The organism is Ruegeria sp. SCSIO 43209 (assembly GCF_019904295.1).
Lineage (GTDB): Bacteria > Pseudomonadota > Alphaproteobacteria > Rhodobacterales > Rhodobacteraceae > Ruegeria.
The window spans coordinates 1,864,601-1,886,059 of sequence record NZ_CP065359.1; the positions used below are offsets into that span (position 1 = coordinate 1,864,601).

General features: G+C 57.8%; 20 protein-coding genes and 1 tRNA gene. 6 read left to right on the top strand and 15 right to left on the bottom strand.

Translation table 11 applies throughout. The features are described 5' to 3' along the window. Positions 1-60: 60 nt before the first annotated feature. From I5192_RS09385 to I5192_RS09410, 6 genes are all read right to left on the bottom strand, one after another. Positions 61-1,443 carry an aldehyde dehydrogenase family protein gene (locus tag I5192_RS09385; protein ID WP_223116729.1) on the bottom strand — a complete coding sequence of 461 codons (1,383 nt, stop codon included), beginning with the start codon at positions 1,441-1,443 and terminating at the stop codon, positions 61-63. Positions 1,444-1,571: 128 nt separating this feature from the next. Then, positions 1,572-2,924, bottom strand: a complete 1,353-nt coding sequence (locus I5192_RS09390; protein ID WP_223116730.1) for a glutamine synthetase family protein — start codon at positions 2,922-2,924, stop codon at positions 1,572-1,574. A gap of 90 nt (positions 2,925-3,014) precedes the next feature. Beyond that, the gene (locus tag I5192_RS09395) at positions 3,015-4,049 is read right to left on the bottom strand and encodes a TRAP transporter substrate-binding protein (RefSeq protein ID WP_170391784.1); all 1,035 of its coding nucleotides are present in this window, start codon (positions 4,047-4,049) and stop codon (positions 3,015-3,017) included. Between the two features lie 51 nt (positions 4,050-4,100). Further along, positions 4,101-5,420, bottom strand: a complete 1,320-nt coding sequence (locus I5192_RS09400; RefSeq protein WP_170391787.1) for a TRAP transporter large permease subunit — start codon at positions 5,418-5,420, stop codon at positions 4,101-4,103. Next, on the bottom strand, positions 5,417-6,001 hold the full coding sequence (locus tag I5192_RS09405) for a TRAP transporter small permease subunit (RefSeq protein WP_170420973.1): 585 nt from the start codon (positions 5,999-6,001) through the stop codon (positions 5,417-5,419). The genes I5192_RS09400 and I5192_RS09405 overlap by 4 nt, the downstream gene beginning before the upstream one ends. Next, positions 5,998-6,789: an N-formylglutamate amidohydrolase gene (locus I5192_RS09410; RefSeq protein ID WP_170420971.1), complete on the bottom strand. Its 792-nt coding sequence runs from the start codon at positions 6,787-6,789 to the stop codon at positions 5,998-6,000. The genes I5192_RS09405 and I5192_RS09410 overlap by 4 nt, the downstream gene beginning before the upstream one ends. 128 nt (positions 6,790-6,917) lie before the next feature. Here I5192_RS09410 and I5192_RS09415 point away from each other — a divergent pair, with 128 nt between their 5' ends. Beyond that, on the top strand, positions 6,918-7,781 hold the full coding sequence (locus tag I5192_RS09415; protein WP_255611699.1) for a MurR/RpiR family transcriptional regulator: 864 nt from the start codon (positions 6,918-6,920) through the stop codon (positions 7,779-7,781). A gap of 844 nt (positions 7,782-8,625) precedes the next feature. Here I5192_RS09415 and I5192_RS09425 read toward each other — a convergent pair. Next, positions 8,626-9,300: a TIGR04283 family arsenosugar biosynthesis glycosyltransferase gene (locus I5192_RS09425; RefSeq protein ID WP_223116731.1), complete on the bottom strand. Its 675-nt coding sequence runs from the start codon at positions 9,298-9,300 to the stop codon at positions 8,626-8,628. Between the two features lie 73 nt (positions 9,301-9,373). On the opposite strand from I5192_RS09425, the gene I5192_RS09430 reads away from it, so the two are divergent. Beyond that, on the top strand, positions 9,374-10,111 hold the full coding sequence (locus tag I5192_RS09430; RefSeq protein ID WP_223116732.1) for a folate-binding protein YgfZ: 738 nt from the start codon (positions 9,374-9,376) through the stop codon (positions 10,109-10,111). Between the two features lie 106 nt (positions 10,112-10,217). Beyond that, entirely contained in the window at positions 10,218-11,153 is a 936-nt protein-coding gene (locus I5192_RS09435) for an ABC transporter transmembrane domain-containing protein (RefSeq protein ID WP_170594898.1), read from the top strand. Positions 11,154-11,197: 44 nt separating this feature from the next. Here the strand turns inward: I5192_RS09435 and efp are convergent, their stop codons facing one another. Further along, positions 11,198-11,761 carry an elongation factor P gene (efp, locus tag I5192_RS09440; protein ID WP_170391801.1) on the bottom strand — a complete coding sequence of 188 codons (564 nt, stop codon included), beginning with the start codon at positions 11,759-11,761 and terminating at the stop codon, positions 11,198-11,200. A gap of 219 nt (positions 11,762-11,980) precedes the next feature. Between efp and I5192_RS09445 the strand changes: the two genes are divergently transcribed. Further along, on the top strand, positions 11,981-12,301 hold the full coding sequence (locus I5192_RS09445; protein ID WP_008757056.1) for a DUF6280 family protein: 321 nt from the start codon (positions 11,981-11,983) through the stop codon (positions 12,299-12,301). A 73-nt stretch (positions 12,302-12,374) separates the two neighbouring features. Here I5192_RS09445 and I5192_RS09450 read toward each other — a convergent pair whose 3' ends face one another. Further along, positions 12,375-12,944 (bottom strand): cobalamin biosynthesis protein CobQ, encoded by a 570-nt coding sequence (locus I5192_RS09450; RefSeq protein ID WP_170512151.1) that lies wholly within the window; start codon positions 12,942-12,944, stop codon positions 12,375-12,377. Between the two features lie 60 nt (positions 12,945-13,004). On the opposite strand from I5192_RS09450, the gene I5192_RS09455 reads away from it, so the two are divergent. After that, on the top strand, positions 13,005-14,462 hold the full coding sequence (locus I5192_RS09455) for a cobyric acid synthase (RefSeq protein ID WP_223116733.1): 1,458 nt from the start codon (positions 13,005-13,007) through the stop codon (positions 14,460-14,462). Positions 14,463-14,465: 3 nt separating this feature from the next. Here the strand turns inward: I5192_RS09455 and I5192_RS09460 are convergent, their stop codons facing one another. The 3 genes from I5192_RS09460 to I5192_RS09470 form a co-directional block, all read right to left on the bottom strand. Beyond that, on the bottom strand, positions 14,466-15,203 hold the full coding sequence (locus I5192_RS09460) for a hypothetical protein (protein WP_170401189.1): 738 nt from the start codon (positions 15,201-15,203) through the stop codon (positions 14,466-14,468). Positions 15,204-15,276: 73 nt separating this feature from the next. After that, positions 15,277-16,695: a TolC family outer membrane protein gene (locus tag I5192_RS09465; protein WP_223116734.1), complete on the bottom strand. Its 1,419-nt coding sequence runs from the start codon at positions 16,693-16,695 to the stop codon at positions 15,277-15,279. Positions 16,696-16,790: 95 nt separating this feature from the next. Further along, complete coding sequence (locus I5192_RS09470; protein WP_170401191.1) at positions 16,791-17,444, bottom strand: protein-L-isoaspartate O-methyltransferase; 654 nt, start codon at positions 17,442-17,444, stop codon at positions 16,791-16,793. 225 nt (positions 17,445-17,669) lie between these two features. On the opposite strand from I5192_RS09470, the gene I5192_RS09475 reads away from it, so the two are divergent. Beyond that, a tRNA-Cys gene (locus I5192_RS09475) sits at positions 17,670-17,743 on the top strand. A 257-nt stretch (positions 17,744-18,000) separates the two neighbouring features. On the opposite strand, the gene I5192_RS09480 is transcribed toward I5192_RS09475, so the two are convergent. Genes I5192_RS09480 through I5192_RS09490 form a run of 3 tightly spaced genes read right to left on the bottom strand, consistent with a single transcriptional unit; the run spans position 18,001 to position 21,459 of the window. Further along, positions 18,001-18,774, bottom strand: coding sequence for a citryl-CoA lyase (locus I5192_RS09480; RefSeq protein WP_170401213.1), 774 nt, complete (start codon positions 18,772-18,774; stop codon positions 18,001-18,003). After that, positions 18,771-19,958: a CaiB/BaiF CoA-transferase family protein gene (locus I5192_RS09485; RefSeq protein WP_223116735.1), complete on the bottom strand. Its 1,188-nt coding sequence runs from the start codon at positions 19,956-19,958 to the stop codon at positions 18,771-18,773. The genes I5192_RS09480 and I5192_RS09485 overlap by 4 nt, the downstream gene beginning before the upstream one ends. Beyond that, positions 19,948-21,459: a tripartite tricarboxylate transporter permease gene (locus I5192_RS09490; protein WP_170391820.1), complete on the bottom strand. Its 1,512-nt coding sequence runs from the start codon at positions 21,457-21,459 to the stop codon at positions 19,948-19,950. The genes I5192_RS09485 and I5192_RS09490 overlap by 11 nt, the downstream gene beginning before the upstream one ends.

Genomic DNA, 21,459 nt, shown 5'->3' on the forward strand with positions numbered 1-21,459 from the left:
TTCCTTCGTGTCAAAAGGCCTGCCCCGGCGAGGGGGTCATTCCGAGGCAGGCCGGCGTCCTTAGCCCGTGACCTTTTTCAGGTGATAGGATTTGGGACGTGTCAGGTTGTGATAGCCAATGACCGACAGACCGCCGCCGCGCCCGGTATTCTTGCAGCCGGTCCAGCACAGGCCGGGATCCAGATAATCGGCGCGGTTCATGAAGACGGTGCCCGTCTCAATCTGGTCGCCCACCCGCGCAGCACGGTCCAGATCGCGGGTCCAGAGGCTCGCCGTCAGGCCAAACGCGCTGTCATTCATCAGCCGGATGGCCTCGTCATCCGTGGACACTTTCATAATGCCCACTACCGGACCAAAGCTTTCATCCCGCATCACCCGCATGTCATGGGTGACATTGGTCAGGATCTGCGGCGTCAGATATGCGCCGCCATCATCCTCGGGGAAGATGTCGATATGGGCCACCGCACCAGCCTCGACCGCCTCGGCAATCTGCGCCCGCACCTCATCGGCAAAGCGCACATTGGCCATCGGGCCAATGGTGGTCTCAGCGTCCAGCGGATTGCCCAGCTTATAGCCCTTCACGATCTCCACCGCCCTGGCGACGAAGTCGTCATACAGGCTTTCATGCACATAAATCCGCTCGATCCCGCAGCAGCACTGGCCCGCGTTGAACATTGCCCCGTCGATCAGCGTCTCAACCGCCGCCTCCAGATCGGCATCGTCCATCACATAACCCGGATCCTTGCCGCCCAGCTCAGTCCCGACGCCGGTAAAGGTGCCCGCCGCCGCGCGCTCCATCGCCTGGCCGCCGCCGACCGAGCCGGTGAAGTTCACGAAGTCGAACGCATTGCCCGCGATCAGATCGTTGGTCACGTCATGGCTCAGAAAGACATTCTGGAACACGTCTTCCGGCACACCCGCTGCATGGAAGGCCTGCGCCATACGCTCGCCCACCAGCAGGGTCTGCGTGGCGTGTTTCAGGATCACCGTATTACCCGCGATTAGCGCCGGGGCCACCGTGTTGATCGCCGTCATGTAAGGATAATTCCAGGGCGCCACCACAAACACCACCCCATGCGGGATGCGCCTGATATAGCGCTTGAACGTCTCATCTTCGCCCACCGCGATATCAGCCAATGCGCTTTCGGCAATCCCGGCCATATGGCTTGCGCGCTCGTTGAAGCCGCCGAATTCACCGCCATAGCGCACCGGGCGACCCATCATATGCGCCAACTCGGGCACGATTTCCTCATTCATCGCGCCAACAGCAGCCACACCCGCCATCACGAGATCAATGCGTTCCCGCAAGGGCCGCGCCGCCCAAGCCGCCTGTGCGGCCCGCGCCCGGCCCGCAACCTCAAACGCCGCCTCCCGCGACAACACCTCGCGCTCGGCAAAAACCGACCCATCAATCGGCGAGACACATTGCAACATCTGCCCCATAGTCACTCCATCTCTAAAGAGAGCAGGATCCCTGCTTCATCTGGCCATAAATATCTCGGGGGCCGCCATTGGTGCGCCATTGGTTCGAGCGCCAATGGCGGCGGGGCTGGCCCCTCGCTTTCACCCTCTCAAGCCCGCTCGAACCCGCGGGCAATTTCCCAATCGGTCACCACGCGCTCAAACTCTTCGATCTCAACCTCGGCCGCGCGCGCATAGTGATCGACAACGTCATCTCCCATCGCAGCCCGCAACATCGCCGAGCCATGCAGCGCATCCCGCGCCGCGCGCAGATCGCCCGGGATCATCCCCGTCTCTCCCTGATAGACGTCGCCCGTGGTCGGCGGCTGCAACTCCAGCCCTTCTTCGATCCCAGCGATCCCCGCCGCCAGCATCCCAGCCATCGCCAGATAGGGGTTCATATCCGAGCCCGGGATACGGCATTCCACCCGCACCGCCTTGGTGCCGTCACCGCACAGGCGGAACCCGGCGGTGCGGTTGTCCACCGACCAGATGATCCGCGTCGGCGCAAAGGTCCCCTTCATGAACCGCTTGTAGCTGTTGATGTAGGGCGCCATGAAACAGGTGTAATCGGCGGCGTATTTCAAAAGACCCGCCATGTAGCTTTTCATCACATCCGACATGCCGAGCGGATCTTTTTCGTCGAAAAAGATCGGCCGCCCCTCGGACCAGAGCGACTGATGCACGTGGCTGGAACTGCCCACTTTCTCATGATGCCATTTCGGCAGGAAGGTCGCGGCATGCCCATGCTGCCAGGCAATCTCTTTCACCGCGTTCTTGGCGATCGAGTGATACTCGGCCGTCTCCATCGCAGGCGCATATTTGATGTTCAGCTCTTCCTGCCCGGTCTCGGCCTCACCTTTCGTGTTCTCGACCGGTATCCCCGCATCCCACAGATGGTTGCGGATCGGGCGCATCACATGCTCTTCCTTGGTGGTCTGAAGGATGTGATAGTCTTCGTTGTACCCCGAGATCGGCTCAAGGTCGCGAAAGCCTTCCTTGCGGATCTGATCAAAGCTTTTCTCGAACAGGAAAAACTCCAGCTCGGTGGCGCACATGGCGTCATAACCCATCGCCTTCAGCCGGTTCACCTGGCGTTTCAGGATCGAGCGCGGCGCGTGTGGCACTTCTTCATGCGTGTGATGATCCAGCACATCGCACATCACCATCGCCGTGCCTTCCAGCCACGGCACTGGGCGCAGCGTGCTCAGATCCGGCTTCATCACATAATCGCCATAGCCCCGCTCCCAACTGGTCGACGCATACCCATCCGGCGTCCCCATCTCGAGATCCGTCGCCAGCAGATAATTGCAGCAATGCGTCTCTTCCCACGCTCCCGCAACAAAATGACCCGCATGAAACCGCTTCCCCATCAAACGGCCCTGCATGTCAACCAGACAAACCAATACCGTATCAATCTCGCCAGACGAAACCTCAGCCTTCAAATGCTCAAATGTCAGCATGCAATACCTCTGTGATATGCGAGAATTTTCGACGAAAATTCTTTGTCCCTGTAACGACCGGCCCGCGAAAGAACGGGCCGGTCCAGTGTTTTATCCGTAACGATAGGGCCGCCCGGCCTTGAGCATTTCAGCGTTGTAGCGCTTGAAGATATCCACGACCTTTGCCTTGGTCTCGGATTCCGCAGCAATTTCGTCCCAGAACTTAACAGCAGCTTCTTCAACCGTCGCCCACTCTTCATCCGGGATGGTCGTCAATTGCATCTTGGTACCGTTAACCCGCAGGTTGGCCTCGCCGCCCCAATACCACCACTGGCGGTAGTAGTGCGACTGGTCACAGCAGACCTTGAACAGAGTTTGCAGATCTTCCGGCAGCTCGTTCCAGCGATCCATATTGGCAAAGAAGTGGCCGGCCCAGGCCCCCGAAATGTTGTTGGTTAGGAAGTAGTTAGTCACATCCGCCCAACCCACGGTGTAGTCTTCGGTGATGCCCGACCAGGCAATACCGTCCAACTCGCCGGTTTGAACTGCAACTTCGATGTCTTCCCACGGCAGCGTGACGGGAACAACGCCAAACTGGCTGAGGAACCGGCCTGCTGTCGGGAAGGTGAAGATGCGTTTGCCCTTCATATCCTCCAGCGAATTGATCGGATCCTTGGTCGCAAAGTGACACGGATCCCACGCGCCGGCGCTGATGTGTTTAACGCCAACCTTGGAATACTCTTCGTCCCAGATTTCGTTCAAGCCCCACTGGTTGAACAGCACCGGTACGTCCAGCGAATAGCGCGAAGCGAACGGGAAGTAGCCGCCGAAAACAGTGACTTCGGTGGGCGAGGCCATCGAGTCATCATCCGATTGAACCGCGTCGATGGTTCCCTTCTGCATAGCGCGGAACAGCTCTCCGGTCGGGACCAGTTGATCGGCGTAGAACAGCTCGATCTGCATACGGTCACCGGCGATCTGGTTGAACATCTTGATAGCCGGGTCGATCACATGCTCGGCCAGTGCAGGACCGGCATAGGTCTGCATCCGCCATGTGATCGTGCTTTGCGCCAGTGCAGGCGTTGCCAAAGGTGCCGCCGCAACCCCTACCCCCGCAGTTTTCAGAAACTTACGTCTTGTCGTCATGTCAATTTCCTCTCCGTTTAAGTTTGGGTGCCCGTGTGTCGGGCCTTCTGGTTAATTTCCGTAAACATACCCGGGCAGCCACAAGGCGATCTCGGGGAATATCATGATTATTGCGAGCGCCAGGATCATCACCCCGACAAAGGGCACGATTGAGCGGTAAATGTCCCGCAGGCTGATTTCTGGTGGAGCCATTGCGCGCATCAGGAACAGGTTGTAGCCGAAAGGCGGCGTCATATACGCGATCTGGGTGGTGATGGTGTAAAGTACACCGTACCAGATCAGATCGAAACCAAGCGCCCCCACGAGCGGCACATAGAGCGGCGCCACGATGACGAGCATTGCGGTATCGTCCAGGAACGTGCCCATGATGATAAAGCTGAGCTGCATCAGGATCAGGATCAGCCACGGTGACAGCCCCAACTGCTCGGTGAACAGGTTCTCGATGGCCTTGACCGCGCCCAGCCCGTCAAACACCGCGCCGAAGCCCAGCGCCGCAAGGATGATCCACATGAACATGCACGAGATGGCCAATGTTTGCTTGGTACAATCCTCGAAAATCTTCCACGTCATCCGACGTTTGAGGACTGACGCCACAAGCGCCGCCAACGCTCCGATGGCCGAACTTTCTACCAATGAGGTCCAACCATTCACGAACGGCAGCATCATCGCAGCGAAAATCATCAATGGCAGTGCCCCGGCCCAGAGCAGACGGAGTTTCTCGGACCTTGGGACCTCGTGCGCGTCTTCCATCGCTGGTCCCAGATGCGGCTGAAGCCGGCAACGAATCCAGATGTAGAGGATGAACAAAGACGCCATCAGCAGCCCCGGCACAATGCCTGCCAGCCAAAGTTGACCGACGGGTTGCCGCGCGATCATGGCATAAAGCACCAGAACTACCGAGGGCGGCACAAGAATGCCCAAGCTCGACCCGGCCTGAATGACCCCCGTCACCATGGTCTTGTCGTATCCGCGCCGCAGCAGTTCAGGCAGCGCAATCGTCGCCCCGATGGCCATACCTGCCACGCTGAGCCCGTTCATGGCCGAGACCAGCACCATCAGACCGATGGTGCCGATGGCAAGCCCACCGTTCACCGGCCCCATCCAGACGTGGAACATGCGATAGAGGTCATCGGCCAGACGACTTTCGCTCAGGACATAGCCCATGAAGATGAACATCGGCAGGGTCAGCAGCGGGTACCATTTCATCAGCTTCATCGCCGCCGAAAACGGAATGTCCTGCCCGCCTGTCCCCCAGAGCGCCAGTGCCGCAATGGCTGCGACGGCACCAATTGCACCAAAGACGCGCTGCCCGGTGAACAGCATCAGCATCATCGAAGCGAACATGAAGATTGCGATAAATTCCTGGCTCATGCCCGCGCTGCCCCGATCTCTTGCCCGTTGATCCGCGCAATGTCTTTGAAAAATTCTGATATCGCCTGCAGCAGCATCAGGAAGAAGCCGAAGACCATGATCGCCTTGACCGGCCAGATGTATGGTCGCCACGCAGTGGAGGATCGTTCTAGCCGTCCGACTTCTTCGCTGCCGGTCAGAAGGCCTGTGAAATAGGCGACAGGCTCATCACCCCAATAGCCCAGGCTGTACGCCGTGGATCCAAGCCCACCGTAGAACAGTACACCCAGATAAAGGATCAGCAGCAGCACCGTGAAGGCATCGAACCAGGCTTTCCTGCGATGGCTCCAATTATGGTAAAACAGATCCATCCGCACGTTCGAACCCAGTTGGATCGAATACGGCCCCCCCATGATGTAATAAGTCACCATCGCAAACTGCGCCATTTCTAGCGTCCAGAGCGAAGGCAGAAAGAAGGTCTTCGAGATCGAGGACCACAGCAGGATACCCATCATCACGAACAGGCCCCACATCATGACCCGCCCGATCCGGTAGTTCACCGCATCGACCACACGCACATATGCTGACATTGCCTTGATCATTCGCCCACCCCGCTACAGAACGGAGCAATGGTACGATTGATCCACGGGGCCAGACAATCGGCCATGACCCGCTGCTGCTCGGCTGTCTGAATCAGATCATTCCGGATCTCGATCATGACGTTCAACAATCCGTTGGGCGCTGCGTGAAGATCCAAAGTGTGCGCCACCCCGTCTGCCGCCGAATAGGGTTCGTTCAATCGAGTAACCAGGGGCAGCTCGTGCGCGGCGCTGGCCAACATCGCCTTGGCAAAGCGGGCGTCCTGGCCATGCAGCAAACCAAGCTCAACATCGCGCGGTGTTCCGCGGTATATCGGCGTGAAACTATGAACCGTCACCATGAGTTTTAGCGTGCGGTGATGACGGATCAGAACATCCTCTAGCCCTTGGCAAAACGGCACGTATACGCCTTCAATCCGCTGCTGACGCGCATTGGCGCTCAGTTCAAGGTTCGCCGGGATCGGTGTGTCTTCACTGCATTCCGGCATAGCATCGGGGGCTTCGGGAGGGCGGTTGCAGTCATAAACCAGCCTCGACACCCCGCCATGCACCAGCACGCCGTTCAACTGCTGGGCCAGTGCCTGTGCAACCGGCAGCGCGCCCGGGTCCCACGCGATATGGCTGCGCAGTGCCTCGGCACTTAGCCCCATGTCCCCCAGTCCGTCCGGGATACGATGCGAGGCGTGTTCGCACACCACCACAACCGAAGGCTCTTCCGGCGCGTCGTCGATGTGAACGACGGGACCGAAATCAGGCTGAGCAGAGGTGAGAGTGGCGCTACGTGATTCCATTTGGAAAAAATTCCACAGAGGTTCTTAACCTGTCAATAAATTTCCTGTATAAAATTCCCCAAGTCAGATTGCATTGTCAAATTTTCCACATAAACATGGGTAGAAAGGGAAAGGAGTATTCCGTGCGAGTGACAGAAAGGCTCCTTGCGCATCGCGAAATGATGACACCGACCGAGCGGCAGTTGGTCAACGTGCTGCTGGATGATTACCCCATGGCAGGGCTTGGCAGCATTACCGAGCTGGCCAGTATCGCCTCGGTTTCCACCGCCACGGTTGCGCGGATGCTTCAGAAAACCGGCTTTGATGGCTATCCGCAGTTTCAGTCCGCGATACGTAGCGAAGTGAAAGAGATGATCTCGGGGCCCGTCGCCAAACGGGATGTCTGGCAGAATGACTTACCTGAAGAACACATTCTCAACCGCTACTCCCGCCAAGCGCTTGAGAACCAGCGGCGTTCGATTGATGAGGTCGACCCGGATGAGTTTGACAGTTTCTGCCGTATGCTTTGCGATCCCAAACGGCGTGTTTTCATCACCGGCGGACGCATAACCGGGACCCTGGCGCAATATCTCTACCTCCACCTGCAGATGATCCGTCCTGATGTGAAGCTGCTGTCAGATGCAGCGTCGTGGACTCACGATCTGCTCGAAGTGCGCGAAGGCGACGTGCTGGTGGCCTTGGATGTGCGGCGTTATGAGAACACTACTTTGTTGATCGGGCAGCTTTGCCATGAACGCGGGGCCGAGGTTGTCCTGCTGACGGATCAATGGCGATCCCCCATCCACCGGCTGGCGAAACACACCTTTGCGGTAAGGATCGCAGTGCCTTCGGCATGGGATTCCATGACTTCGCTAATGGTGCTATTGGAATGCGCGATTGCCGAAATGCAGGAACGTCTCTGGGACAGTGTCAAGCAGCGCACGGACGAGTTAGAGCAGGCCTTTGACCGGACGAAGCTGTTTCGCAAGTTCGGCCAAAGCTCGGGGTCCTGACGTCAGGTAGCGACGTTTCATAAGGTACAACTGCGCGTGAGCCCTGTTGTCAGACGCTGCGCAGACCGTACACTCCAGCGTATGACATTCATCGCTGAAAACCAATTACCTCTGCTGATACTGGCCTTTATGATCGGCCTGTTTGGCACAGGATTTCTGTTCCGCAAACCTGCAGGGCATCGGGCGTGGAAACTGGCGGATCTGGTCTGGGTCGTATTGGGTGGGATCGGTGCGCTGGTCGCCGTGTTGGCCGGGCTTTACACCTCGGACAGTTCGCGGCTGGACCGGCAGATCGACGTTGCTTATGCCGCCACGCTTGCATTCGACCGTGATGCCGCGCGGTTTCGGCTGAGGTTCTGTGACCCCGCTTACGACCCGGATACAGCTGTTTTGTGCGAAAAGGTAGAGTTTCTGTCCGCCTCAACCGCAAGCAATGCCGATTTACCGTTGTTCATCGCGGTCACGAACGAAGTAGCCCCGCTTCAAGGCCTGCATTTTCTATTCGGCCGCACGTCGAGTGATGACATGGATGAGGCCCGCGAGATGGCCGCGAAAGCGGATGCCTTCAGCATCGATCAATTTCTCGTCTTCACATCTCTGGACGATGATACACAAACCGCAATTGACAACATGCGGCGCAAGGTGCCTGCGATTGCCGGTGATTATCTGATCCTGGCCCAAAGCTATGACGATCTGATCGAACAGGTCGGCAAGCTCAAGGATGAATGGGAATATCTGCAGGCGAATGCGCATATTTTGGTACTACAGATCATTGCCCTATGTCTGGTAAGCTTTGCTGCACCGTTCCGTCTGGGCAAATCCATCGTTGAGCTACGCACAGCCTTCAACGCCGATACGACTGCGCCAGCAGATGCGGATCAGCCCCCAGAAAGTACCGCGCCAGAGTCCAAAGGTTCCGCGCGCCCCGCCGAAACCAACCCTGACGGATATAGCGTTCCGCACTCGTAACCGCGTCTGCTTTCAACAGCACCGGGCGCGGCAAAGCGCGGATCAAGGCGACATCCTCCATCAGTGGCTGATCTGGGAATCCTCCGACAGAGTCATAATCCCTGCGGCGTACCAACAGCCCCTGATCGCCGTAGGGCAAACCAAACACTCTGCTACGCAGGTTGGCCCAACCGGCAACCCAGCGGGCACCAATCCCACTGACGCGAAACCGCAATCGGAAGGCTGCTGGTCTGTGCGAACGCAGATGCTCTGCCACGATGGCGCTCCAGCCTGACTGCAACTCGGTGTCGGCATGCAGGATTAGCAGCCAGTCGCCAGATGCTTTGGCACACCCCCTTTGCAACTGCCCTCCCCTTGACGCCGGGCCTGTTACGATCATGGCTCCGGCTTCATCCGCCATCTCAAGTGTTGGATCCTCTGAGCCGCCATCGGTCACGATTAACTCTCGGATCAGGCCTGAATGAAGCCCTTCCATCAAAGCCTGCAGCGTTCCCAGCAGGGAATGCCCCGCGTTAAGGGTCGGAATCACAATGCTGATCGGGGCGGACACGTCTGAAACCCTCTGGTCATGGCAGCGCGATTTCCTATATCACGAAGCCAGACGAATTGACGAGGATCAACCCATGTCCAATCGCCGCATTCTGCGCCTGACCGGCAACGATACTGATAGCTTTCTGCAGGGGCTGATCACAAATGACGTGCAGCGGCTGGACGACGGGCTGGTCTACGCCGCCCTTCTGACCCCGCAGGGCAAGTACCTGGCTGACTTCTTTCTCAAACGAGACGGTGAGTCGGTGCTGCTGGATGTGACCGAAGTGCTGGCCGACGGGCTTGCCAAACGACTGACGATGTACAAGCTGCGTGCAGATGTGACCATCGACCAGACCGACCTGAACGTACAACGCGGCACCGGCCCCGCGCCCGAAGGCGCCCTACCCGACCCGCGGCATCCTGATCTGGGATGGCGCGCTTATTCTACCGCTCCGGAAGGTGATGACGGTACGGACTGGGATGCTATCCGCGTCCGTCACTGTATCCCCGAAACCAGCATCGAACTGACGCCAGACAGCTATATTCTTGAGTCCGGGTTCGAGGCGCTGAATGGCTTGGACTTCAAGAAGGGCTGCTATGTCGGACAAGAGGTCACCGCGCGCATGAAGCACAAGACTGAGTTGCGCAAAGGTCTGCGCGTTGTCGAGATCGCGGGCACCGCTCCGGTCGGGACCGAGATTCACTCCAGTGGTAAACCCGCCGGGGTGTTGTTTACACAGTCTGGCGGAAAGGCGATCGCATACCTTCGGCTGGATCGCGCGGGGGACGAGATGCAGGCAGGTGGCGCGACGCTAAAACTGCCAGGTTGATTTTGTTGCTGAACCGGCACGCCCATTCTTTTGAAACTGTTTGCGTATTTGACGCGGCCGGGCCGCGCGGTATCACTGACTGCAATTGGCCTAACGGGATACGTGCATGTTTCGCCTCTATACCGCGATATGGCGTGTCAGCGCCGGACGGCAAATCATCCTTATTCTGCTGTCATTGGCGGTGGCTGCGCTGGCGGCTGCTCCGCTTGAGTTCCAGCGCGACATCGTCAATCACCTGACATCTGATAGCATCGAAGTGGATCGCCTGCTGTTGCTGGGCGCCGGGATGATGGGCGTCATCCTGTTGAGCCTTACGTTGAAATGGGTGCTCGGGTATCGCTCTGGAACGCTGGGCGAGGACATCATCCGACTGATCCGGGGACGGTTGCTTGCCCGATCAATCGATCTCAGCGAAGAGGGGCAAGACCTTCGTTCGGGCACGATGACAACGGCCGTATCTGCTGAGGCGGAAGAGCTGGGCAAGTTCGCAGGCGGTGCGTTTTCCGATCCTGTGGTGCAAATCGGCACATTGATCAGCGTAATCGGCTACATCTCTTCCACCCAACCGGGGCTGGGCTTGATCGCACTTTCCATGATCGTTCCGCAGATCATTATCGTTCTGGCCTCTCAGCGAAAAGTGAACATCTTCGTGGCCGAGCGTGTTCGAATCCTGCGCAGCGCGACCGACCGCTTGACGCACGAGGATATCGAGGCGGCATCGCGAGCGATTGAGAAACAGTTCGACGAGATATTCGAGACCCGCCGCAAGATGTTCATCTGGAAACTCTCGGCCAAGTTCCTGCTGAGTATCATCAATGGCGCAGGGACTGTTGGGATTCTGATGCTGGGCGGCTGGCTGGTGTTGCAGGGTAAAACCGATGTCGGCACCGTCGTGGCCGCGATAAGCGGTCTCGGACGCATTCAAGGCCCGACCGCTTTCTTGATCGCATTCTACCGACAGGTCAGCGCCAATCGCATCAAGTACGAACTGATGCTGGAGCTGTTTGGAGATCATCCCGAGCGCTATCGCATTCGGACCTAAAAAAGGGCCGCAGAGCGACCCTTTTGCACCGAACTATCGTCCGCTTACGCGCGTTCGGAATACTCCATGGTCTCGGTATTCACTACGATCATCTCATCCTGCCCGATAAAAGGCGGCACCATGACCTTGACGCCATTGTCCAGAACCGCTGGCTTAAACGAGTTCGCCGCAGTCTGACCCTTCACAACCGGCTCGGTCTCGACGATCTTGCAGGTCACTTTTTGGGGCAGCGTGGCGTTCAGCGCCTCGCTTTCGTAAAACTCCACAACGATAGTCATGCCGTCCTGCAGAAACGGGCGGCGCTCACCCAGCAGTTCCGAAGGTAGTTCGATCTGCTCGTAGGTCTCGGAATCCATGAACACCAGCATGCCATCGGATTCGTACAGGAACTGCTGATCCTTCTGCTCAAGGCGCACGCGTTCGACTTTGTCGGCCGAACGGAAGCGTTCGTTCAGCTTTGAGCCATTGCGCAGGTTGCGCAGCTCGACCTGGGCAAAAGCTCCGCCTTTGCCGGGCTTTACGTGATCCACTTTGACCGCCGCCCACAGTCCGTCATTATGCTCAAGCACATTGCCGGGGCGAATTTCGTTCCCATTTATCTTGGGCATGACTTAAATCCTTCACAAACGGTTGATGCGTCAGTTCTCGTCCCTATATCTGGCGTGACCACACCTGACAAGACAACGAAACCTAGTGCTGCACCTGCAGCGAGCCATGCAAATGACGCAACGCAACTATGCATTTTAGGTGTATCCGAATCGCATGTAATAGGTCATAAGGACCGTCACGCCGAAAATTGCAAGAGCAAGAAAAACAGGAAAGACGAGATGAGAGATTTCGTTGACGGCACTGCCTTTAACAACGAACAAGGCAATCGTGCACGCAAACTTTTCGCAGCCGTTGTACTGGCTGCTCTGGATGATGCCATCGCCGACGACAAGAAGTATGGCAACGGACCGGAACAAATTGCCCGTTGGGCACGTTCGCGCGATGGGCGCGAAGTACTATCGTGCGCCGGCATCGACCCCAATGAGCGGGTTGTAGGCGGGCTGATGGAATTTGTTGGTCGCGGCGTACGGACGTCCGTCGCCCTGTCCCGCGAAGAAAGCGAACGCCGGAATGCGGCTCAGCAGGCCGAAGCTGCCTGATTGTTCCCCGCATCCGATTGAAAAAACGCGCCCTGACATCGGGGCGCGTTTTTCTTTGGGCTGATTGGTCAGATCAAAAATACATGATCCATTGCCACGCCACCCAAAGCTCTGCCGTCAGTAACAGCGCAAAGAACAGTTTTGCCGAAACCGACAGGCCGCGCTGCCAAAGCACCACATAGGCGGCAATGCAAATCGTCACTGAGATCGGCGCGATCCAAGCTGCATGATGTGTGCTGTCCCAATAGCTGATCGGACTGTGAAAGACCCATGAACTGATCGGCCAGAACTGCGGTCGGCCATCGCCTGCGTGCAATAGGAAATCCATCACCAAATGAAGTATCCCTGCGGATGCGCCAATGGTCAGCAGGTGCCAGCCGCGCCACAGCCCGAGTGCAAGTGCCACTCCCCACAAAATGAACGAGTTATCGATGGCGAATACGGTTTGCCACGCGGGTGAAAAGTAAAGCTGATCAAACACCACCTGTGCCGGGATGTTCAGGATGTGCAGCGAAACGCCGGCCATCAAGTATAGCGACAAATCCGGCAACAAGGAACCAAACAGAGCTGCCCATAGCGTCGCGCCCCGGGCCGGGCGGGCAAAAACAGCAGCACCGATCAAAAGATGCGCAGGCGTATTCATATGGGGCTTTTCCTTTGGCCTTAAATCAGGTCATCTGCGCCCGAGCATAGGAGACAGGCCATGGCGCGGTCCATCATGATTCAAGGCACCGGCAGCAATGTCGGCAAATCGGTTTTGGTGGCCGGGTTGGCCCGTGCCTATACGCGACGCGGGTTGCGCGTGGCTCCGTTCAAGCCGCAGAACATGTCGAACAATGCCGCTGTTACGGAAAACGGCGGCGAAATCGGGCGCGCGCAAGCCCTGCAGGCGCGGGCGGCCAAACGACCGACGCATACGGATATGAACCCAATCCTGCTCAAACCCGAAACCGATACCGGCGCGCAGATCATTCTTCAGGGCCAGCGCGCAGGCACGATGAAAGCGGGCGATTATCGCAAGGACAAGTCCAAGCTGCTGGGGGCAGCTCTGGAAAGCTTTGAAAGGCTTTGCTGCGACGCTGATCTGGTGTTGATCGAAGGCGCGGGTAGTCCGGCAGAAACTAATCTGCGCAAGGGTGACATCGCCAATATGGGATTTGCCTGTGCCGCACAGGTTCCGGTGGTTCTGGTGGGCGACATTCATCGGGGTGGCGTGATCGCTCAGATCGTGGGGACGCAAGCCGTCTTGGAGGCCGGGGACCTTGCGATGATCCGGGGCTTTGCGATTAACCGCTTCAAGGGCGATGTCTCCCTGTTCGATGAAGGGCGCGACGATATCGCATCCCGGACCGGCTGGCACTGTATGGGCGTGGTGCCCTGGTTCCATGATGCATGGAAGCTGCCGGCAGAAGATATGATGGACATCCGCTCTCATACCGGAGGGGCATGTAAGATCGCTGTGCCTCAGCTTGAGCGGATGGCCAATTTCGATGATCTCGACCCGCTTTCCGCCGAACCGGGCGTTACGGTCGAGATCATCCCAGCAGGCCGCCCCCTGCCCGGAGATGCCGATCTGGTGCTGTTGCCGGGCAGCAAGTCTACAATCGGCGATCTGGCCTATTTCCGCGCGCAGGGCTGGGATATCGACCTTTATGCCCATGTCCGCCGCGGGGGTCATGTTCTGGGCCTGTGCGGGGGTTATCAGATGCTGGGCAAAACCATCTCGGACCCCGATGGCGTCGATGGACGCCCCGGTCAGGTCGAAGGGTTGGGATTGCTGGATGTCAGCACGACAATGGCCGGAGAAAAGCAGGTTATCCTGCGCTCAGCAACCGCCCTGCCCGGTCATGAACCCGTCAGCGGATATGAGATCCACATGGGCCGTACTGATGGCCCGGATTGCGCTCGGGCCTGGCTGCAGATCGAAGGTCGCCCGGAAGGTGCCGCCAGCGCCAATGGGCGCATACGCGGCAGCTATCTGCATGGGATTTTCACCTCGGACACGTTTCGCGCCAGCTATCTGGCAGAGCTGGGCGTGACATCGGAAACAGCTTACGAAGACGGCGTCGAACAAGTGCTGGACGACCTTGCCGACCATCTGGAACAGCATATGGATCTGGATCTGCTTCTCGCGATGGCGCAGACGCCACGCACCAGTTAAGCCTCAGTCAATATCCGCTGCGGCGATCGCCCGCGTGATCTCACGCCGAACCATCTTGCGCAGGTTTTTCGTGATCCGTTCGCCCAGCGCGCCCTGCAGCTCTTCCCGGACGATCTGGGCGACGAGTTCGCGCAATTCCTCTTCTCCGATTGTCACATCGGTCGGCTTCTGTGCCATATCTTCCACCACCTCCGGGTCGCGAATAAATGTGGCTTCGGATTTTGGTTCAGCCGCCTGAGACTGCGCAAAAGCTCTGTCTGCCGGCCATTCAACAGCCTGCGTCTTGGTGCCAGAGTAGTCGTCATCGCTCTCGCCATCGGGCTCCCACTGATCCTCGGTGCGCGCGATAGCAGCTTCCAAAGCTTCAATCTTGGCGCTGAGGCTTCCCGCTAGGTCGCGCTTTGGTGCGTCTGCCTTGGCGTCGACATCACCAGCGCGCACAATATCGCTGGGTTGCAGCCGCATCGGTTCGGCAGGGTTGCTTGGCGCATTTGCGGCCTGCTTTGGGGTACTGTCACCCGCGCTATGCTGGGGCATCAGTTTCAAGGGCGCGGCCTTCTTGGCGATCAGCGGTTCATTGCTGACGCGCAGCGCATCCGTTAAAACCAATCGGCCCGGCTTGGCAGCCGGGGCCGTCGGAACAAAGATGAATTCTGATTCGTCATGCGCGTCCTCGTCGACCATTCGCTTAACCGACGAAAGAACGTCCTGAATATTGGCGCTTACAACACGATCTGACATTATTTTCTACCGCTCTAACCTAGGCCCGATTGTAGCCAATCTGAGCCAGCGCCACAACAGGTAGCGATGCCCTTTAGTCGCGGCGCAATGCCTTGAGCACTCGATCCAGATCGCGGCTTTGCTTACTGACCTGCGACGGCGCCTTTTTCACGAGGTTGTAATACAGGGTCGGATCATAGATCTGCACTGCAAGGCCCAAACGCTCTGCCGTCAACAGCCCCTGGGCTTGCAGCAGTTCATATGCGGCCCGCGACCGCTCGGTCCGGGATGCTACCTCGGCCAATTGCGCGTCCAGCAAATCCTGCTGGGCATTCAGGACGTCCAAGGTCGTCCGTGCACCCAACGTTGCTTCTTCACGAATACCGTCAAACGCCACCTGCGAAGCACGAACCCGTTCTGTTGACGCCCGCAGGCTTGCAGTTGCCGCCTGAAACGCAGCATAGCGATCGGCAACACCTTGTGTGATGTCTTTCTGAACGTTCAGAAGGTTGGCACGCGACGCATCACGAGTTGCCATCGCACGACGCACCGCTGCCGCCAGACCGCCACCGGAATAGATCGGCTGATTGAAGTTCAGTGAGATCGTCGCATCGTTGATGTAATCGTCATTGTCGTAGCTCTCGGTAATGCCCGCATCCGCATTCAAGCTGACATTCGGACCCAGATTTGCACGCTGCTGCTGCACGATCAGGTCCAGCGCACGCACCTGATGCTGTGCGGAAAGAATCGCAGGGTGGTTACGCTGAGCCAAATTCACCGCATCCGCCTCTGAACGCGGCAGGTTGGGCAGCCTTGGCTGGCCAGCCGTCCGCCCAGGTGTCTTGCCAACGGCGTTTACGTATTCAGCCTGAGCAATGCTCAGGTTACCACGTGCGACCGCCAAATCAGCCTGAGAGCTGGCCAATTGTGCCTCGGACAGGGCAACGTCTGTACGTGTAACCTCACCTACTTCAAAGCGATCCTGCGATGCGCGCAGTTCTTCCGCCGACACTTCCACGTTGTTCTGGCGGATCGCAACCGTCTCTTCCTGCAGCAGAACACCCAGATAGGCGTTCGCGGCTCTGATCAGGATTTGTTGTTCAATATCAATAAGAGACTGACGGGTGGATAGCACAGTTTCCTGCGCCGATTGCTTGCCAAGGATGGAAGCGCCACCGTCATAGATCAACTGGCTCAGCGTGAGACCGGAAAAAAAGCTCGAGGGTTCGCGCGTCGTGATCAAGCTGCTCGTATTGGTGCGCGTGTAATCCCGGCTCACCCGCACGGTCCAGTTGATGATCGGACGCAGCGCTGAGAGCGCAATGGCGACATCTTCATCCGCTGCGCGTAACAAGGCACGGTTCTGCTCAAGCAGGCCGCTGGTGTTATACGCGCCGATGAATGCATCGGTCAGATTATCTGCCCAAACCGACCTTTCGGGCATCACACTTAATGCAACACCAGCAGCCAAAGTCAGGCCTTTGACCAGCTTTCCTGTCGTCGTCCCGCGCATAACTAAGTCCTCTCAAATCGAAATTACGCAACCACCAGCGCAGTTTGCGCCGGTGTTTTCAAGTAATCAAGGCATCAAAATACTTCTATTGCCAACTATAGCGAAAATGCACACTCAGCGCAAAATGCGGGCAAAATCGGTGCGCTAGCATTGAATGCAAATCGCCACGAGACACGGCCTGAGGACTTGAGCCCCATACGAACCGTGCCAAGATCACCCTCCATGAACAGGCAAATGATCCGGCCCCCATCCTTGAGTTGATCCAGCAAAGTGTCTGAAAGCTGCTCGACCCCACCCTGAATCATGATCACATCGTAGGGTCCATGCTCAACCGCGCCTTGTTCAAGCGGTCCTTCATGAACAATAGCGTTGTCTACGTCAGCTTCCATCAGAAGCGTCTGAGCTTCAGCCGCCAATGCCGGGTCGGATTCCACGGCCACAACCAACTCTGCCATTCGTGCGGCAATTGCGGTTGAGTAACCCAGCCCCGGAGCGATATCCAGCACCACTTCATCATTGGAAATGTTGACTGCGTCCAACATCTTAGCCAGCGTCCTGGGCTCAAGCAGACAACGTCCATCACCCAACTCGACCAGATCACCAACATAGGCTGCCTCACGTTGCGCATCCGGCACGAAGTTTTCGCGCGCAACGCTCAGCATCGCATCAATGATAGGGAACTTGGTCACATCCGAGGGCCTGACCTGAGTATCAACCATCGTAAGGCGCCGGGCTGCGAAATCTGTCATGTGATCGCTCATTCCTTATCAGACTGTTATCTGGCTTTTGCCACATCCGCCTGCCTGCAGCAACGGGCCAGATTGCATTTCCGGGCGCGGCAAAAACGTACCATTGGGGTATTGTCAAATTTCCAAACAAGACAGAAATAATCGCCCTCAAGGCTATGGACGTTCATCCTGAAAGCTGATAGAACGCCCCTCACACCACGGCAAGTTATTGATATTGCTTAAAAAGGCGAGTTGGCGGAGTGGTGACGCAGCGGATTGCAAATCCGTGTACACCGGTTCGATTCCGGTACTCGCCTCCAATTCACTCCAGATCCTTGACTTAGGGCGATTACGTTTTCCGCCTCGTGCGCATTTTCCTGGAAAACGACAAAACGCTACGCCAGTCCCACCTGCGCCAGCTGTTTCGTCATTTCTCCCAAATTATCCAGCTCCTGTACTACGCAGTTCTAGACGGTGTTGGCTGCAAAGCGAAGGCGCTGGCGACAAACTATGTCGCCGTGTTTCAGAATCTGGATAAAAGGAATCCGAAGCCATGAGGAACGACAGGCGGCATAACTCAACTTCCATTGCGTAGATATGTCCAGCGATAGTGGGGCGGCGTAGGACCTTTGTTACGTCCGCCTTGCTGGGTCTGCTCCCAGGCATGGGCCAGAATACCGACCGACCGCGAAAGGCAAAACAAACCCCGTGCCAATGGAGGGGCAAAGCCTAGCTCTGCATAGATCACTGCCGTGACACCATCGATATTCATCGGCACCGGCTTGCCTTTCCGGCGCATCAGGTCGGTTTCCACGGCTTGCCCGACTTTCATGAACCGACCCTCGCAGGCGTCCTGTTCGACTGCATCAGCAACCAGGGCCATCAGCCGGGGTGCGCGCGGGTCCGTCGGTGTATGGAACCGATGCCCGAAACCCGGCAGTATCTTCCCGCGCTCGGCGATCCAGTCGTCCAATGCCTGTTCTGGGCCTTCGGCATGGGCGTCTACAAAGTGATAAAGCTCCATCGCCTGCTCGCCGGCACCACCATGGATGTCACCCAGCATATTAACAGCACTCGCCATCGCGTTGTTAAGAGACAGCCCGCAGGTCACCGCCATTCGCGCAGCCGCGATCGAAGGGGCTTGCGGGCCGTGATCCACGGCGGCGACCAAAGCGGCCTCGAACAATCGAGCCTGCGCAGGTGTCGGTCTGTCACCCCGCACCATAAACCAGATCATTTCAGCGAAACCCAGATTGCCGATCAGGTCTTGAATCGGCTGGCCACGCAGTTCAATGCGCCCGGGCTCCATATCGATGATGGCGGTGCGCCACCAATCGGCAACATCGCTCATATCACCCTCTCATGTCGCAACGTTTCGATCTCTGCGTCCGACAGTCCAAGCTCGGCCCAAATCGAGAGGTTGTCGGCCCCAAGATCCGGTGGCGCGGATCGTGGCATGCGGCGTGCGCCATCAATGACCACTGGGCTGCCCGCAAGGCGTAACCTCTCTCCGTGCGCCGACAGAGTTCCAATCAGCCCGCGACCTGAGAGTTGATCGTCGGACAAAGCCTGCGGCACCGTCATAACCGGCCCGGCCGGTACACCCAACGCATTCAACTCTTGGACCCAATCACTGGATGGACGGGTAGAAAGCGTGCGTTCCAGCTCTTGACGCAATTCATGCCGGTTGGTCTTGCGATCCTCGCGGGTTAGGTAGTCCGGATGCGTCAAAAGGTCGGCGCGGCCCAGATGTTGGGCGAGCGCATGCCATTGTTCGTCGCGATTGGCGGCGATATTAATAGGGTTGTCGGATGTGGCAAAAGTTCCGGACGGGGCCGAGGTTGTGTTTTCGTTCCCATGCGGCGCAGGAGTCACGCCACCGACCAGATAGTTGGACACCACCCACCCCATGGTCGAAACCACCGCCTCGTTCATTGCGACATCAAGGAATGCCCCGCGCGGGTTGGCATTCAAGGCCGCGCTTATGGCAAAGGCCGCCGTCATCCCGCCGACGGTATCTGCCAGAGGATAGCCGACCCGGTAAGGCGCGGTATCCGACGCACCTGTGATTGACATGACACCGCTGATCCCCTGCACGATCTGGTCATAGGCCGGGTCATCCCGGCGTGGTCCATCCTGACCAAACCCGCTGATGGCACAATAAATCAGTCTGGGGTTCTCGGCGCGCAGAACCTGATACCCCAGCCCAAGCCGGTCCATCACGCCGGGCCGGAAGTTCTCGACCAGCACATCGGCAGTCTTGACCAGCCGCTTGAGCAGAGCCTTTCCCCGATCAGCCTTCATATCCAAAGTCACGGATTTCTTGTCTGCATTCTGCGCCAGAAAGCTGATGCCCATGCCGGCCTTGTTCCGATCAGTATCCGCCCCCAGCACACGGGCCAGATCTCCGCTGCCGGGCCGTTCGACCTTGATCACTTCGGCCCCCATCAGGGCCAGTTGGTAGCAACAATACGGCCCGGCCAGGACATTAGTCAGGTCAAGAACCCGAATGCCTGAAAGTGGCTCAGTCGCCATCGGCCACGCCTGCCGCTCGCGCCTTGGCGCGACGTGCGCGGTAACTGGGCAACAGCACCAGAAGGAGGGCAATTACCAACAGGCCCAGCGTCATCGGACGTTCCCAGATAAAGGCGATGCCGTCATACAGCTGCATGGAACGGGCGAAGTTATCCTCCATCATGCCGCCAAGGATGAAACCGATCAGCAGCGGTGCCAGAGGGTAATCGGCAAATTTCAGTGCTGTGGCGCAGACGCCGAAGCCGACCAATATCAGCAGTTCCGTGGCATTGTTCTGCCCGATATAGGCCCCCATGAGGGTGAAGAACAAAATGAACGGGATCAGATAGTTGCGCGGTACTGCAAGCACCTTGGCGATATAGGGGATCAACGGCAGATTCAGGATCAGCAGCACCAGATTGCCAATGAACATCGACATGATGACAGCCCAGAATACCTGTGGCTCGTCGATCATCAGGCGCGGACCCGGTGTCACATTCAGCGCGATCAGTGCGCCCAACAAAATGGCCGTAGTTCCGGAACCTGGAATGCCGAGCGTCAGCAACGGAACAAAGGAACCGGTACAGGCAGCATTGTTAGCTGTCTCGGGTGCTGCCAGACCTTTGATCGAGCCTTTGCCGAACTCCTCCTGCTCTTCTTTCGGGGCAATATTGCGTTCAACCGCATAGCCAAGGAAACTGGCAATCGTTGCCCCTGCCCCCGGAAGCACACCGATAAAGAAACCCTGGACAGATTGGCGACCAACCACCGGAGCGATGGCCTTCGCCTCGGATCCTGTGATGCGCAGGTCCTTGATTTCGCCTTCATCGCCTTGCAGGTCCTTGGGTTTGAGAACCAGAAACAGCGCTTCGGGCAGGGCAAACATCGCCATTGCAAGCGTGATGAAACCAAAGCCGGACTGCAGATCCATGATCCCCATCGTGAAACGCGGCAAGTTGAACAGCGCGCCCTCGCCGACAGTGGCCATGATCAGCCCGAGAATGGTCATGACAATTGCCTTGGCCACCTGCCCGGTTCCCGCAAAGGCGGCGATGGCGGATAGACCCACTACCATCAAGGCAAAGTACTCAGCCGAGTGGAACAGCAGTGCGACCGAGGATAATGCAGGCGCAAAGACCATCAGCAGTAGCGCGCCTATCGTACCCCCGGCGAAACTGGCGATAGCGGCAACTGTGAGCGCCTTCCCGGCTTTGCCCTGGCGAGCCATCGGATAGCCGTCGAAGCTTGAGGCCACGGTTCCCGCGACCCCCGGCGCGTTCAGAAGAATGGAAGATGTCGAGCCACCAAAGATTGCGCCGTAATAGACACCGGCAAGCAGGATCAATGCGGCGGACGGATCGCCCATCGAAATGGCGACCGGAATCATGATGGCGATAATCGACATCGGCCCAAGACCGGGCAGCATGCCGATGAATGTACCAATCAGACAGCCCGCTATGACCATCAACAGGTTTTGGATGGAGAATGCCGTTTGTAGGCCGATCAACAATCCTTCAAGCAT